The following is a 16,147-nucleotide window of genomic DNA, read 5'->3' as shown; positions in this document are numbered from 1 at the left end:
TCCGAGGAGGAATCCGTACTGTCAAGTTCAGCTCGGATGGTGGATTTGCCTGCCATCCTCAACACCTACACTCTTCAACGGGGACTTCCGTCGCCCCGCGGTGGTTTCACTGCTCCGTCTCCACGTCGCCCCATGCGGCAGTGACGGAATATTAACCGTCTCTGCCATCGCCATCGCCGTTCGGCTTAGACTTAGGACCCGACTGACCCCGGGCTGATTGGCATTGCCCGGGAAACCTTGGTCTTACAGCGGGAGGGAATCTAACCCTCCTTATCGTTACTTATTCCTACATTTGCTTTACTCACCGCTCCAGGATAACTTACGTACACCATTCGACGCTGTGAGTATGCTCCCCTACCGATACTTTCTTTAATGCTATCCCGCGCCTTCGGTGTCTGCCTTATACCCGATTATTATCCATGCCCGGACCCTCGACTAGTGAGCTGTTACGCACTCTTTGAATGAATGGCTGCTTCCAAGCCAACATCCTAGCTGTCATAGGGACCAGACTTCGTTAGACTAACTCAGGCAGAACTCCGGGACCTTAGACGGCGGTCTGGATTCTTCTCCTCTCGGGGACGGACCTTAGCACCCGCCCCCTTACTGCCGGACTGCAGACCGTGAGCATTCGGAGTTCGTCAGGACTCGATAGGCGGTGAAGCCCTCTTGTCCTATCGGTCGCTCTACCTCTCACGGTGACCATCCGACGCGGCACCTAAATGCCTTTCGGGGAGTACGAGCTATCTCCAAGTTTGATTGGCCTTTCACTCCTACACTCGGCTCATCCAGAAGCTTTTCAACGCTTATTGGTGCGGACCTCCATCCCGTGTTACCGGGACTTCATCCTGGCCAAGTGTAGATCACTTGGTTTCGCGTCTACCCCCACTGACTGTGCGCCCTGTTCAGGCTCGCTTTCACTGCGGCTACGTGTCTCGTGACACTCAACCTCGCCAGTGACGGTAACTCGTAGGATCATTATGCAAAAGGCACGCCGTCACATCTTGCGATGCTCCGACCGCTTGTAGGCGTATGGTTTCAGGAACTATTTCACTCCCCTGCTCGGGGTTCTTTTCACCTTTCCTTCACAGTACTCGTTCGCTATCGGTCTCACGGGAGTATTTAGCCTTACCGGATGGTCCCGGCAGATTCGCGCAGGATTCCTCGTGTCCCGCGTTACTCAGGATACCGCTATGCTGCATTTCGCTTCACATACTGGACTATCACCGTCTATGGTCACATTTTCCAAAGTGTTCTGTTCACGATTTGCATACAATGTCGCGGTCCTACAACCCCGCTGTCGCCTTGCGACGTCAACGGTTTGGGCTGTTCCCCGTTCGCTCGCCACTACTGGGGGAATCATTCATTTATTTTCTCTTCCTGCAGGTACTAAGATGTTTCAGTTCCCTGCGTTAGCTCTCTTACATTGGTAAGAGTAACCGTCCTTCAGACGGCTAGGTTGTCCCATTCGGAAATCTTCGGATCAAAGGTTATTTGCACCTACCCGAAGCTTATCGCAGCTTATCACGTCCTTCATCGCCTCCGTGAGCCTAGGCATCCGCCATACGCCCTTTCTTACTTTCTTTACGACTGTATTCTTGTTACTCGTTTCCGAATAACGAATAAGTAGCTCATACTTTCAGCTGTATTCTAACAAAGTGAAATCTCATCTTGCGATTTGATTTACTTTAGTCTGAACTAAAGTTCATTACTTACAGTTTTGCTTGTGTCAATATGTCAAAGATCTTCTTGCCTTAAAAGGCATGGTGGAGATTGTGGAGTTGAACCATTTTGCTTGAGCCATCCCTATATATTATATAACGTATAAGGAATCCCAGTCTCCTGTATTTGATTAAACAGATGGTGCGTACAAGAAGAGAAGCGAACTTTAATCAGTCACTATCTCAACAAATATAGAAGTAAGCAAGAATGAGAACTCAACATTCAACATTCTCTCAATATTCGTCTCTCCAGAAAGGAGGTGTTCCAGCCGCACCTTCCGGTACGGCTACCTTGTTACGACTTAGCCCCAATTACCAGTTTCGCCCTAGGCCGCTCCTTACGGTCACGGACTTTAGGCGCCCCCGGCTTTCATGGCTTGACGGGCGGTGTGTACAAGGCCCGGGAACGTATTCACCGCGCCATGGCTGATGCGCGATTACTAGCGAATCCAGCTTCGTGGGGTCGGGTTGCAGACCCCAGTCCGAACTGAGACAGGCTTTAAGGATTAGATGCGCTTTGCAGAACACCATCTCTCTGTACCTGCCATTGTAACACGTGTGTAGCCCCGGACGTAAGGGCCGTGCTGATTTGACGTCATCCCCACCTTCCTCACACCTTACGGTGGCAGTGTCCCCAGAGTGCCCAGCTTAACCTGATGGCAACTAAGGAGAGGGGTTGCGCTCGTTATGGCACTTAAGCCGACACCTCACGGCACGAGCTGACGACAACCATGCAGCACCTTCACAGAGGCCCCGAAGGGCGTCATTGTCTCCAAATCCTTCCTCTGCAATTCAAGCCCGGGTAAGGTTCCTCGCGTATCATCGAATTAAACCACATGTTCCTCCGCTTGTGCGGGCCCCCGTCAATTCCTTTGAGTTTCACCGTTGCCGGCGTACTCCCCAGGTGGGATGCTTAATGCTTTCGCTTGGCCGCTGACCTATTCAGACCAACAGCGGGCATCCATCGTTTACCGTGCGGACTACCAGGGTATCTAATCCTGTTCGATACCCGCACTTTCGAGCTTCAGCGTCAGTTGCGCTCCAGTGAGCTGCCTTCGCAATCGGAGTTCTTCGTGATATCTAAGCATTTCACCGCTACACCACGAATTCCGCCCACTTTGTGCGTACTCAAGGAAACCAGTTCGCGCTGCAGTGCAGACGTTGAGCGTCTACATTTCACAACACGCTTAATCTCCGGCCTACGCTCCCTTTAAACCCAATAAATCCGGATAACGCCCGGACCTTCCGTATTACCGCGGCTGCTGGCACGGAATTAGCCGGTCCTTATTCATAAGGTACATGCAAAAAGTCTCACGAGACTAACTTTATTCCCTTATAAAAGCAGTTTACAACCCATAGGGCCGTCATCCTGCACGCTACTTGGCTGGTTCAGACTCTCGTCCATTGACCAATATTCCTCACTGCTGCCTCCCGTAGGAGTTTGGACCGTGTCTCAGTTCCAATGTGGGGGACCTTCCTCTCAGAACCCCTACTGATCGTCGCCTTGGTGGGCCGTTACCCCGCCAACAAGCTAATCAGACGCATCCCCATCCATCACCGATAAATCTTTAATCTCTTTCAGATGTCTTCTAGAGATATCATTGGGTATTAGTCTTACTTTCGCAAGGTTATCCCCAAGTGATGGGCAGGTTGGATACGCGTTACTCACCCGTGCGCCGGTCGACGCCCATCAAAAGCAAGCTTTCGATGTCGTTTCCCCTCGACTTGCATGTGTTAAGCCTGTAGCTAGCGTTCATCCTGAGCCAGGATCAAACTCTCCATTGTAAAATATCATTTTTACCTAGCCTTGCGGCTTGGTTTGTTTGTTGTCTGTACTTAGGACGAATATCCTTTTCGTTTATTGAAGCTTAGTAAACCTGACTTGTCAATTTCTTGACGGTTCGTTTCTTTTTACCCAGTCAACTTTCTTATTTCTAAGAAGTTAACCGCTTCTTGTACTACTTGTCTGTTTATGTAAAATCTTTCAAAGAACTCTTTCTTTTGTTGCTAAGAGAAAGTGTATTTCTCAAAAGCGAGTGCAAAAGTACTAACTATTTTTCATTCCACCAAATCTTTTCGCAAAAAAGTTGCTTTTTTAGTCGGTTTTTAACATCTATAAAGACTTTGCGCACTAGATTTTAGCTACTTACATTATTATATATATGCGCTCGCTAGTGCACACACTTAGGCGTATACGCAAGCGCACAATACTATTATGGTTATAATGCTTTTTCAGTTAATTTGCTCAAGTTTCGCAAGTTTTGTCCCATACACCCTGAACCAACGGTCACCGGCCGAAGGGAAAGGTAAAGGGCAGAAGCCCCTAGCCAGTTCTTGAACCACATGCGAAAATTCAGTTAATTTATATTTAAAAATTGACGCTTATCCGTAGCCATTAACTTTATTTCGCTGACAATACATTAAAATGTTATAATGTTTTTAAGATAACTTATATTTTAGAAGTTTACGCTTATCCATAGCCATTAACTTTATTTCGCTGACAATATTTTAACGGCTTATACATCAAGGATACCGATTAAACCAAGTTTCTAGGAGTTTCTGCAGAAAGAAATCATAAAAAAAGAGGACTCTCTAAAAAAAGATATCCATTTCAGAATCGTAAACAGACGCTAAAATATGTAAAAACGGGCAGAATTCTTAAAATATGTTTATAAAATACGCAAAACACCCTTCACCACCCTTCACCCGTAACTATTTGACACTCAAAATGTTAAATAAAAAGGTGAAGGGTGAAGGTTTGAAAACTCTATTTTATATATGTACGCGTGGGTAAAGGAAAAAAGGGTAAAATCAAAAAAGTACCCTAGGGTCAAAAATCGGAAAAACCCTAAAAAAAGAATATAATATAAGATTTAAAATATACCCTTCACCCTTCACCTCGCTGCCACAACCCAGCTTCCATATCTTCATCATCGAATTACCTACATTTGTCTTCAGGGTTTATCCTTCGGAGATATTCCGCTATCTTTCGGAGATAATTTCTTATCCTTCGGAGATATTCTGCTATCTTTCGGAGTTATGTTCTTATCCTTCAGAGATATTCTCCAGAATGATTCCATGATATTTTTCGCACTTTATTTCCCGAATCCACGCAAATCGCACAAATCGCATAGGTAGAAAACGGAAAAGACGTATCTTTGCACTCGAAATAAAACGAATAGCGTATGAGACAGGTAGAAAAAAGAGAAGATAAGAGATTAAGATGGCAATGGCAGATCAGTTTCAACCGCAAGGAGACTGACATGAAGTCAAACATCACCATCATTCCTAGCGGCAACTATCATATCCTGATAAAGGGTCTGAGAATGACGTAAAATTACGGAATAAATGTTAATAAAGCGCAGAGATTATCGTTCGTTTCAATAATTGGCATTATCTTTGCGCTTATTATATTATTCAATAGACCATAAATAACAAAAGAAAATAGAATTATGACAGAAAAGGAAATGTACAATCTGATAAATAGTCAGAACAACCAGCAGAGCAATGGCTTTGCTGTTAATGAGAAAGAGCGAGGTATAAGCGGTGTTTTCTCTGCTTTGATGCGCAAAGTGTATACATGGATGACCTTAGCTCTCCTGATTACGGGCGTTACTGCCTATGGTGTGGCTAGCAGTCCTACCCTGCTGATGACCTTGATGACAAGCCGCGGCTTGCTCTTTGGTTTGATTATCGCAGAGCTCGCCCTGGTATTCATCATTACCGGTGCCCTACAGAGACTCTCCCTGACTACGGCCACCCTACTCTTCATCGTCTACTCGGTTTTGAATGGTGCCATGCTTTCATCCGTATTCGTAGTATATACGATGACCAGTATTGCCAAGGTATTTTTTATTACAGCCGGCACATTCGGAGCGATGGCTTTCTATGGTTACACTACCAAGAAGGATTTGACCTCTTTAGGAAAAATACTCTTCATGGCGCTGATAGGCCTGATTATCGCTACCGTAGTAAACATGTTCTTGAAGAGTTCTGGGTTTGATTACATTTTGAGTTACGCAGGTGTAGCCATCTTCGTTGGCTTGACCGCTTGGGACAGTCAGAAGATCAAGCAGATGCTCCAGACACAATACGACATGAGCGAGGGCGCACAGAAACTGGCACTCATCGGAGCCTTGACTCTGTATCTCGATTTTATCAATCTCTTCCTCTACTTGCTCCGCATCTTCGGAGGCAGCAACAAGGAATAATGAAAACGGGAACCGGGAATAAAGTAAAAAAACAAAGAATAACATACATAACGAGAAAGGTTGGCTTGCCCTCAACGGGTTGGCCAACCTTTATTTTTTAATTCCTAGAAAAAGTAAATGCTAGAGTTATATTCTCTTCAAAAAGTTCTATGGTGCAAAGATAGAAAAAAAATTGAGAACTATGGTTTCAAAATAGCAAAAATAAGTTTCAAATGGACAAAAAGTGTCTTTTGACATTTTTCAGTGTTCCACTGATTTTTAGAAACTACCTAAACTTCAACAACTTACGCATTTACCCTATATTTATTAGGAGAGCAACCAAAAGAGGCAAAAAATACTCTTCTGAACGTAGAAATAGAATTAAATCCCGATTTGATGGCGATTTCCGGCAAAGGAAAGTTCGTTGACTTCAACAAGTTCTCTGCATACTGTATACGATAAGAATTCACATAATCATAAAACGTCTGCCCATTCTGCCGGTTAAAATAGCGACTCAGATAAGTACGGTTCGTACCTACAGCCAGCGCCACATCAGACAATTTCAGTTTCGGATTGAGATAGATTCTATCTTCCTCGAACAACCGCTGCACCTCAGCAGCCATCCCCGAAACATCTACTTCGTTCTGCTCTAACGGTACAATTTCAATATCGCTCAACTCTTCTATCACTGACTCATGCCTATAAACAAAATAATCTATCAGCATCCAGAGTATCAGAGAGCTTACCATATAGATATTGTCGTAATCCACATTAATAACGAAACAGCTCAGCGTCCATAAAAACAGAATCAGGAAGAAGGTATTGAGAATGGCAAGAAGCCAATTCAGATTAATATTTTCCTGATAAGAAAAGCGCTCTTTCAGCTGGCGGTGATACCTCCGAATCATAAAGAAAAGCAATATAAAGGTAGAGAATCCATAAATGGCTCCCCAGGCAGAAAGCACATAAAACCAGATGACATTATGGGTAAAAATATAGAACACCGGCAACAAGAGGAAAGGCAATTCCAGCATCAAAGCTTTCACCCATCTGAACCAGCCCGGCTTCACCAGTTCCATCAACACAAAGCTGTAGAACGGAATAATCATCATATCCAACGAAGACGTAAGATACCACGCATGCTCGTTGTCAAAACCATAAATCAGAAAGAAAACCAGGTCCTTTACCAACTGCAGGTCGACCACAATCATGAGCCACATAATCATCCGAAAGAGCATCTCCTTTCCTTTTCTCCAAAACAGGAAAGCCATCATGGAGAAGAACATCATGCTCATACCATAAATAAAACTCGTTACCGAATCCATGTCTACTTTCTATGTAAATAAACAAAAAAGGCACACCTATGGAGAGATATTCTAACATTCCAAAGGTGTGCCATGATATAAATTTAATGCCTTATATATAATAAGGTGTAGTATTAAATGAAATAACCTAATTAGTCGATTTCCTCATCGGCCTCGTAACCTCCCATCTCACGGATAGCATTCTTCAGCATCGTGTACTGCTGGTAGAGATGGTTTACAGGCTCTTCACCCTTAGTATAATCGTGCATAGGTGCCTTGAGGAAGAAACTCAAGAAACGCTGGATTCCGTAACGGCCTGCACGAGCAGCAAGATCGCTCAACAATGTAAGGTCGAGCAGCAATGGAGCAGCAAGGATTGAGTCGCGGCAGAGGAAGTTAATCTTAATCTGCATTGGGTAACCCATCCAGCCGAAGATATCGATATTATCCCAACCCTCCTTGTTATCGTTGCGAGGTGGATAATAGTTGATACGTACCTTGTGATAGTACTGGGTATCTTCATCGTTACCATGACCATAGAGATCTGGCTGAGCTTCTGGTTTCAGGATTGTCTCAAGAGTAGAGAGTTTACTTACCTCCTTGGTATGGAAATTAGCAGGTTCATCGAGAACGAGACCATCACGGTTACCGAGAATATTGGTAGAGAACCAGCCATTCAAGCCGAGGCAACGGGTACCGATGATAGGAGCGAAACCACTCTTGACAAGAGTCTGGCCTGTCTTGAAGTCCTTACCGGCGATAGGCATCTTGGTCTTCTCTGCGAGTTCCCACATAGCAGGAATATCAACAGTTGTATTAGGAGCACCCATAATGAAAGGAGCACCCTCTGTCAAAGCAGCATAAGCGTAGCACATGGATGGAGCTACATGCTGGCGGTCGTCAGCCTTCATTGCTGCCTCAAGTGCTGCCAATGTACCATGAATCTCCATATCTACAGGAACGTAGATTTCGGTAGATGCTGCCCAGATGACAACGATACGGGCACAACCGTTCTTCTCCTTGAAGTCGCGGATATCCTGACGAAGAGCCTCTACCATCTCCCAGCGGGTCTTGCAATCCTTCACATTGTCGCCATCAAGACGCTTTGCATAGTTCTTGTCGAAAGCAGCCTTCATTGGTACTACCTTCTCCAACTCCTCGCGTACAGGATTGATATCTTTCTCCTTCAATACCTCAGCATACATAGCAGCCTGATAAGCATTCTGCGGATAAACATCCCAAGTACCGAATACGATATCATTAAGGTCAGCAAGAGGAACGATGTCCTTGTAGTGCAAATATTTCTTGTCTGCACCCTTACCAACACGAATCTTGTCGTACTGAGTCATTGAACCTACTGGCTTCGCAAGTCCCTTGCGAGTCATGAAAACACCGGTCATGAAGGTCGTAGCTACTGCGCCACAACCAACAACCAAGATACCCAGCTTACCTTCTGCTGGTTTAACATTCATTTTTTCCATCTTCTAAAGGTTTATTTTATATCAAGTTGATTTAATTAAAGAATTGTGTCTGCAAAGATAACAAAAACTAATTGAACCGATGTGGTTTCCGTAGACTTTTTTTCAATAATTTACAATAATTAGCTTAAAATGGACAAAAAGGCTATTCTGCATCAAAAGCCAAGTGTAGAATATTTGTATGAAAGAAGGCAATATATGCATATTTATTCCACGTTTATGCATAACAAAAGACAAAATAATGTTATTTTATGCATTTTTCTTTCATTTTATTTGGTTATTTACAAAATATATTGTAATTTTGCAGCCGTTAAACGAATAAAAATACAGCATATGAAGGCAAAGAATAGCAGATTGGAAACTTTGAAGATGCTTATATCAAGTCAGGAGTTGAGTTCGCAAGACCAACTTTTGGAGGCTCTTCACAAAGAAGGCTTTAAGATTACGCAAGCTACATTGAGCCGTGACTTAAAACTGCTCAAGGTAGCAAAGGCAGCATCTTCGAGTGGAAAATATGCGTATGTCCTGCCCAATGATACATTATATAAAAGAGTATCAAACCATATTCCAGTGAGCAAGATGATGGTGAATACCGGATTTCAATCAATCAACTTCTCCGGGAACATGGTCGTGATCAAAACACGTCCGGGATATGCAAGCAGCATTGCCTATAACATAGACAATAGTGATATTTCTCAAATTCTTGGAACCATCGCCGGTGACGACACTATCTTTCTTGTTAAAAAGAAAGGTACCACAGAAGAGGAAATCATCAATGCACTAGCAGAGGTAATTCCAGACGTTCACCATAAATATGTATAAGGTAGTTGCATTTTTATGCAAAACATACACCTTATTATATATATAAAGAAAGAATATTAAAACAAAAACATTTTAAGATAGAAGAGAAAAAATGGAAGAAGCAGAAGTTAAAGTAATGGTGGCTGACGAAAGTCACATCAAGTACATCGACACCATTCTGACTACAATTGCAGAAGCTGCAAAGAAGCGTGGTTCTGGTATCGCCAAGCGTTCACCAGAGTATGTTGCCACCAAAATGCGAGAGGCCAAGGCGGTCATCGCTCTCCAGGGCGAAAAGTTCGCTGGTTTCAGCTACATCGAAACATGGGGCAACAAGCACTATGTCACCACATCAGGTTTGATCGTTCACCCAGACTTCCGTGGTATGGGACTGGCTAAGCGCATCAAGAACCTTACCTTTACGCTTGCCCGACAGCGATGGCCTCATGCCAAGATTTTCTCTTTGACATCTGGTTCGGCAGTTATGAAGATGAACACCCAGCTGGGTTATCTTCCTGTTACTTTCGCCGACCTGACCGATGATGAGTCATTCTGGCGTGGTTGCGAGGGTTGCATCAACGTGGATGTCCTCCATCGTACCAACCGCAAATACTGCATCTGCACCGCCATGCTCTTCGACCCAGAGGAGCATCTGCCTATCAAGCTTCCTCAGGAAGTGATTGAGAGAATCCGCAAGATTGACGGTCCATCTGCAGAAATCTAAATCCTTATATATAATAAGGTGTTGGCAAGAATGCCATCTAAATATTATTCATCCATATTAAACATAAAATAAAATGGCAAATAAAAAAGTTGTAGTCGCTTTCAGCGGCGGTCTCGATACATCATACACAGTAATGAAGTTGACCCAGGATGGCTGGGATGTTTATGCAGCATGCGCTAACACAGGTGGTTTCTCTGCCGAGCAGTTGAAGACCAACGAGGAGAACGCATATAAGTTGGGTGCCAAGGCATACGTCACTCTCGACGTTACCCACGAATATTACGAGAAATCATTGAAATACATGATTTTCGGTAATGTGCTCCGCAACAACTGCTACCCTATCTCTGTATCTTCTGAGCGTATTTTCCAGGCTATCGCCATCGCTCGTTATGCCAAGGAGATTGGTGCTGACGCCATCGCTCACGGAAGTACAGGTGCCGGCAACGACCAGATTCGTTTCGACATGACCTTCCTGGTAATGGCTCCTGGTGTAGAGATCATCACATTGACTCGTGACAAGGCGCTTTCTCGTAAGGAGGAGGTTGACTACCTGAACGAGCACGGCTTCTTTGCAGACTTCACCAAGTTAAAGTATTCTTATAACGTAGGTATCTGGGGAACCAGTATCTGCGGCGGTGAGATTCTCGACCCAACCCAGGGTCTTCCAGAGGAGGCTTACCTAAAGCACGTTACTGCCAAGGAAGAAGAGGCCGAACTGAAGATTACCTTCGAGAAGGGTGAGATTGTGGCTGTCAACGGCGAGAAGTTTGATGATAAGATTGCAGCCATCCAGAAGATTGAGGAGATTGGTGCATCTTACGCTATCGGTCGCGACTGCAACGTGGGTGACACTATCATCGGTATCAAGGGTCGTGTAGCTTTCGAGGCTGCAGCTCCTAAGCTCATCATCGAGGCACACCGTCTGTTGGAGAAGAGCACATTGAGCAAGTGGCAGCAGTATTGGAAGGACCAGGTAGGCAACTGGTACGGAATGTTCCTCCACGAGAGCCAGTACTTGGAGCCAGTGATGCCGGATATCGAGGCAATGCTGACTTCTTCTCAGCGCAACGTAAACGGTACTGCTATTCTGAAGCTTCGTCCATTTAGCTTCCAGACTGTTGGTGTCGATTCACCAGACGATTTGACCAAGTCTAAGCTCGGTGAGTATGGTGAGATGCAGCACGGTTGGACAGCCGAGGATGCGAAGGGCTTCATCAAGGTAAGCTCTACCCCACTCCGTGTTTATTATGGTATGCACCCTAACGAGGAAAGATAATTATGGTAAAAGTAGGTATTTTAGGAGCAGCTGGTTATACAGGAGGTGAGTTGATTCGCCTCCTTATCAACCATCCTGAGGCAGAGATTGTATTCGCCAATAGCGAGAGTAACGCCGGCAACCTGGTGGCTGAGGTTCACGAGGGATTGTATGGCGAGACTGATTTGAAGTTTACCGCCGAGATGCCTTTCGACCAGGTGGATGTTATCTTCTTCTGCTTCGGCCATGGCAAGAGCGAGGCGTTTCTGAAGGAGCACAATGTTCCGGAGAACGTGAAGATTATCGACCTGGCACAGGACTTCCGTCTTGCCCCAGAGACTGTGGTTGCCACCCAGCAGCCAACCCCAGCCGCTCACGATTTTGTATATGGTCTTCCAGAAATAAATGAATCAAAAATAGCCGTAGCTCAGCACGTGGCAAACCCAGGTTGTTTTGCAACCTGCATTCAACTTGGTTTGTTGCCTGCTGCTAAGATGGGCCTCATCAACAGCGATGTATCTGTCAACGCCATTACCGGTAGCACCGGCGCTGGTCAGAAGCCAGGCGCCACTACCCATTTCTCATGGCGCAACAACAACATGAGCATCTACAAGGCATTTAACCATCAGCACGTGCCAGAGATTCGTCAGAGTCTGAAGCAGACACAGGGTTATCTCGATGCAGCCATCGACTTCATCCCTTACCGTGGCGACTTCGCCCGTGGCATCTTCGCTACAGAAGTGGTGAAGACTGATAAGCCTATCGAGGAAATCGTGGCAGGTTACAAGGAGTTCTACAAGGATGCCAAGTTCACCCACTATGTAGATAAGGCTATCGACCTGAAGCAGGTTGTGAATACCAACAAGTGCTTGGTTCATGTGGATAAGTATGGCGATAAGCTCCTGATCACTTCCTGCATCGACAATCTTCTGAAGGGTGCCGTAGGTCAGGCTGTTCAGAACATGAATATCATGTTTGGTCTCGACCAGACAGCAGGTTTGAAACTCAAGCCATCAGCATTTTAGATAAAAGAATTCGGAAGAACGGATGAAAAATCATTCGTTCTTCTATCATAAAAAATAGTTTGTAATAAGATAACTCTATGAGTTGTCTTTCTTAAAACATAGATTTAACATGAAACTTTACGACGTATATCCTCTTTTCGATATTAATATAGTAAAAGGTAAGGGCTGTAAGGTATGGGATGACAAGGGTCAGGAATACCTCGACCTCTATGGCGGTCATGCCGTTATCAGCATCGGTCATTGCCATCCTCACTATGTGGAGATGCTCACCAACCAGTTGAACAATCTGGGTTTCTATTCAAACTCTGTCATCAACAAGTTGCAGGTGAAACTCGCTGAGCGTCTGGGCAAGATTAGCGGTTATGAAGATTATCAGTTCTTCCTCATCAACTCGGGTGCCGAAGCAAACGAGAATGCCTTGAAGCTGGCTTCTTTTACCAACGGCAGAACCCGCGTGCTTTCTTTAGAAAAGGCATTCCACGGCAGAACATCCCTTGCCGTAGAGGTAACAAACAATCCAAAGATTATTGCTCCAATCAATGATAATGGTCACGTAACCTATCTTCCTATCAACGATTTGGAGGCTTGGGAGAAGGAACTTGCCAAGGGCGATGTCTGTGCTTGTATCATTGAGGCGATTCAGGGCGTAGGTGGTTGCAACATGGTAACTCCTGAGTTTGCTCAGGGATTGCAGGCAGCCTGCAAGAAATACGGCACCATCCTGATTTGCGATGAAATCCAGTGTGGCTATGGCAGAAGCGGTAAGTTCTTCGCTCACCAGTGGTTGGGCATCAAGCCAGATCTCATCACCGTAGCCAAGGGTATCGGCAATGGTTTCCCTATGGGTGGCGTGTTGATTTCTCCAGAGTTTACGCCTGTATATGGTCAGCTGGGTACTACTTTCGGTGGCAACCACCTGGCATGTACAGCAGCTCTCGCCGTTCTCGATGTATTTGAGAAGGAGAATCTGGTACAGAATGCGCATGAGGTTGGCGAATACCTCATCGCCCAGCTGAAGGAGTTGCATAAGCGCAACAGCCACATCACAGAGGTTCGTGGCCGTGGCTTGATGGTAGGAGCCGTACTCGATATTCCTCACAAGGAAGTTCGCAGCAAGCTCATCCACGAGCAGCACTGCTTCACCGGTTGCGCCGGCACCAACATCCTTCGCATCCTCCCTCCATTGGTATTGACCAAGGAAAATGTAGATGACTTCATCGGAAGATTGGAAACCGTATTAAAAGAAGTATAAACCCATTGAGATAAGAATATAAAGAAAACTCAACCCATAAAAGAAATAGGAATCACTCCTATCGTGAGCAGCAAGCCCTTTGCGGTTTGCTGCTTTTTTGTTCCCCTTATAGGAAATCATCTTAAATGTCTCTACTTTCGAATAAAAGTAATAAAAGATATTTATAGTCGATTCAGCTCTGCATTACCGGCACCAGTTCCCTTGTACTTACTACGTGTGGTATTGAACTTATAGCGAAGGGTGAGTTGCAGGTCTCTCGTACCTCGCTTAGATACTTGCAGGAGTTCCATCTTCTGATTATAGAGCAGGTCGGCATCCCAACATTTATAAAGCAGGTCGTTGCCTTTTATTTCCAAGGTAAGGGCATCCTTTAGGAATGACTTGCTGATGCTGACATCCAGTACATGCTGCTCTTTGGCAAGAAATACGTTCATCGTGTTACCCTTGCTCTGATAGCGATAATCCACGTTAAGGGTGATGCCGCATGGCAAGGAGAAGGCATTGTTGAAGTTGCCCATGAAGATAGGACGATTCAAGCGATAAGATGCCACATCAGTATGGAGGGTGAACCAGGGTTTCTGCATGCCCAAGTTGATTTGCGGCGCCCAAATGCCTATCTTTGGAGCGGCACTGATGTAGGCGGTCATGCTCTTGAGACTCTTCACGTTCTTACGACTTATCATGGTAATAGCTTCGTCCTCAGGAATTTGCTCCGCCCAATAGATGATGGCATTGCGAGAGTCCTTGTAGTTGACCATAAACTGGATGAACTTCCATACACCCGATAATTCCACACTGTGATTGGTTTCGTTGTCGAGATAAGGATTACCTGTTTGGCGAGTAAATCGATTCATATAAGATACATTGTTGCTCAGTTGGCTATATGAAGGACGAGAGGTCTTTACCGAATAGCTCAACTGTGCCATTACCTTACCTATCTTCGCACCATAGCTGATGGTAGGAAAGAGATTGCGGAAGGAGCGACTCTGCTCGGGCTGATAGATGCCTGCATCATAATACTTGAATCTTACATACTCGTATCGCAATCCTGCCGTGATGTTTCCTATCGGGGTGAGGCGCGCATATTGGATGAATGGACTTGCCGTCTGCTCCTCCAACTTGCTATAAGAGTTGGCGAGGAGGTCGGTGCGATTCACTTCGTAGTCATCGTTACGATGAGTATTGATATACTCAGTTCCATAGGAGAGATTACCGCCTAAGAGAGGAGAGATAATTACGAGTTTGGTAGCTACCATCTTATTGCTCACACGATTCTTGGAGTTGATGTTACGAGAATCGTGCTCCTGGCTCTGTTCATCGCTATAGGCATAAGCCCTATTTGTACTGAAATAGAGGTCGGTATTCAAATCAATAGTGGTCTTACCCCAAATGCCGTTGTAGTAAGCATTCAATTGATGGCTAGGGTTGTTCTTGTCGACCGTCAGACCATCGGTTTTGATATAGTCGTAAAACTTACCGTCGGCTGTCACCTGACTATCGAAAAAATCTTTTGAGCGAGAATAGCCTGGCGAGGTCAAGGTGTATCTCGCACCAATGGAATGATTGGAATTGAAATCATAGCTAAAACCACTGATAAGACGATGCGATTCTATACGACCTGTTACTTCGTTGTTGTTATGCTGTTGCCAAAGCGTATCGACATGTACAGTCTGATTGTAGGAGGCCTTTTGCATCCATGTTGCATCAGAGAACTTATAAGTGGCAAAGAGATTCAGTCCATTATGACGATAGTTCATGTTAACCTGTTGGATGGTATTGTCATGCTTATTGTACCAATACACAGAGCGAGTATCAAAGCCGAAACCTTCGCCTTTCTTCTTGATGGTCTTGATTTTGATTACCGCATTTACCGAAGCATCGTAGGTGGCTCCTGGATTCTGGATGACTTCCACACTCTTGATGTCGGAAGATTTGATGTTATCCAACTCACTGATGTCTTGCATCTTCCTGCCGTTGATATATATAATAGGTGTACCCTTACCGACCACCTCATATCCATCTTTCTTCTTCACGATACTCGGCACATGCTTCAATACATCTTCAGCCGTACCCATCTTGCTAAGCACGGTTCCTGCCACATTGGTCAGCAGTCCTTCGTGGGTCTTCTTATATTGAGGAAGATGAGCTTTCACCACCACTTCGCCAAGTTCTTTGGAGAACTTATCAAATAGGGTCGTGTCGGAAATCTGTTCACCATTGATGTTCTGTGCCATCATCTGTGTTATGGCAATGCCACAGAAGGATGCTACTAACGCAAGTCTTTTCATTTTCTTACTATTCTTTATGTTGTTACTATTCTTATTTGTTGCTAAATAGCAAGGCAACGACAATGCCAAAAACATAAACAACTGATTATCAGAATATATAGAAAAAAGGCCA

Annotated in this window: 10 protein-coding genes and 2 rRNA genes (1 of these 12 cut by a window edge); 7 read left to right on the top strand and 5 right to left on the bottom strand. The window is 44.9% G+C overall.

Annotation, left to right across the window (positions count from 1 at the left end):
• Positions 1–1,582 (bottom strand): 23S ribosomal RNA (locus KUA46_RS14585) (it extends 1,316 nt beyond the left edge of the window).
• 389 nt (positions 1,583–1,971) lie between these two features.
• Positions 1,972–3,503 (bottom strand): 16S ribosomal RNA (locus KUA46_RS14580).
• The 16S and 23S rRNA genes sit together here, the layout of an rRNA operon.
• Positions 3,504–4,903: 1,400 nt before the next feature.
• On the opposite strand from KUA46_RS14580, the gene KUA46_RS14575 reads away from it, so the two are divergent.
• Positions 4,904–5,053: a transcriptional regulator gene (locus tag KUA46_RS14575; protein ID WP_022121138.1), complete on the top strand. Its 150-nt coding sequence runs from the start codon at positions 4,904–4,906 to the stop codon at positions 5,051–5,053.
• Positions 5,054–5,170: 117 nt separating this feature from the next.
• Positions 5,171–5,929: a Bax inhibitor-1/YccA family protein gene (locus tag KUA46_RS14570; RefSeq protein ID WP_022121137.1), complete on the top strand. Its 759-nt coding sequence runs from the start codon at positions 5,171–5,173 to the stop codon at positions 5,927–5,929.
• A 284-nt stretch (positions 5,930–6,213) separates the two neighbouring features.
• Here KUA46_RS14570 and KUA46_RS14565 read toward each other — a convergent pair whose 3' ends face one another.
• A complete protein-coding gene (locus KUA46_RS14565; protein WP_022121136.1) occupies positions 6,214–7,233 on the bottom strand; it encodes a helix-turn-helix domain-containing protein in 1,020 nt (339 codons plus the stop codon).
• Between the two features lie 131 nt (positions 7,234–7,364).
• A complete protein-coding gene (locus KUA46_RS14560) occupies positions 7,365–8,693 on the bottom strand; it encodes an inositol-3-phosphate synthase (protein WP_218487920.1) in 1,329 nt (442 codons plus the stop codon).
• 330 nt (positions 8,694–9,023) lie between these two features.
• Between KUA46_RS14560 and argR the strand changes: the two genes are divergently transcribed.
• The 5 genes from argR to KUA46_RS14535 all read left to right on the top strand — a co-directional run bounded on the left by argR (position 9,024) and on the right by KUA46_RS14535 (position 13,747).
• On the top strand, positions 9,024–9,512 hold the full coding sequence (gene argR, locus KUA46_RS14555) for an arginine repressor (protein WP_006847530.1): 489 nt from the start codon (positions 9,024–9,026) through the stop codon (positions 9,510–9,512).
• Between the two features lie 91 nt (positions 9,513–9,603).
• Entirely contained in the window at positions 9,604–10,215 is a 612-nt protein-coding gene (locus KUA46_RS14550; protein WP_022121132.1) for a GNAT family N-acetyltransferase, read from the top strand.
• A gap of 73 nt (positions 10,216–10,288) precedes the next feature.
• Entirely contained in the window at positions 10,289–11,491 is a 1,203-nt protein-coding gene (locus tag KUA46_RS14545) for an argininosuccinate synthase (RefSeq protein WP_203055306.1), read from the top strand.
• A gap of 2 nt (positions 11,492–11,493) precedes the next feature.
• Positions 11,494–12,495, top strand: a complete 1,002-nt coding sequence (argC, locus tag KUA46_RS14540; RefSeq protein ID WP_118154055.1) for an N-acetyl-gamma-glutamyl-phosphate reductase — start codon at positions 11,494–11,496, stop codon at positions 12,493–12,495.
• Positions 12,496–12,604: 109 nt separating this feature from the next.
• On the top strand, positions 12,605–13,747 hold the full coding sequence (locus KUA46_RS14535) for an aspartate aminotransferase family protein (protein ID WP_218487919.1): 1,143 nt from the start codon (positions 12,605–12,607) through the stop codon (positions 13,745–13,747).
• 161 nt (positions 13,748–13,908) lie between these two features.
• On the opposite strand, the gene KUA46_RS14530 is transcribed toward KUA46_RS14535, so the two are convergent.
• Positions 13,909–16,035 (bottom strand): TonB-dependent receptor domain-containing protein, encoded by a 2,127-nt coding sequence (locus KUA46_RS14530; RefSeq protein ID WP_218487918.1) that lies wholly within the window; start codon positions 16,033–16,035, stop codon positions 13,909–13,911.
• Between the last annotated feature and the right edge of the window lie 112 nt (positions 16,036–16,147).

It is taken from the genome of Segatella copri (assembly GCF_019249765.2).
Taxonomy (GTDB): domain Bacteria; phylum Bacteroidota; class Bacteroidia; order Bacteroidales; family Bacteroidaceae; genus Prevotella; species Prevotella copri_K.
Note: the sequence above shows the minus strand (reverse complement) of the source record. Positions and strands in the feature narration are given on the sequence as shown.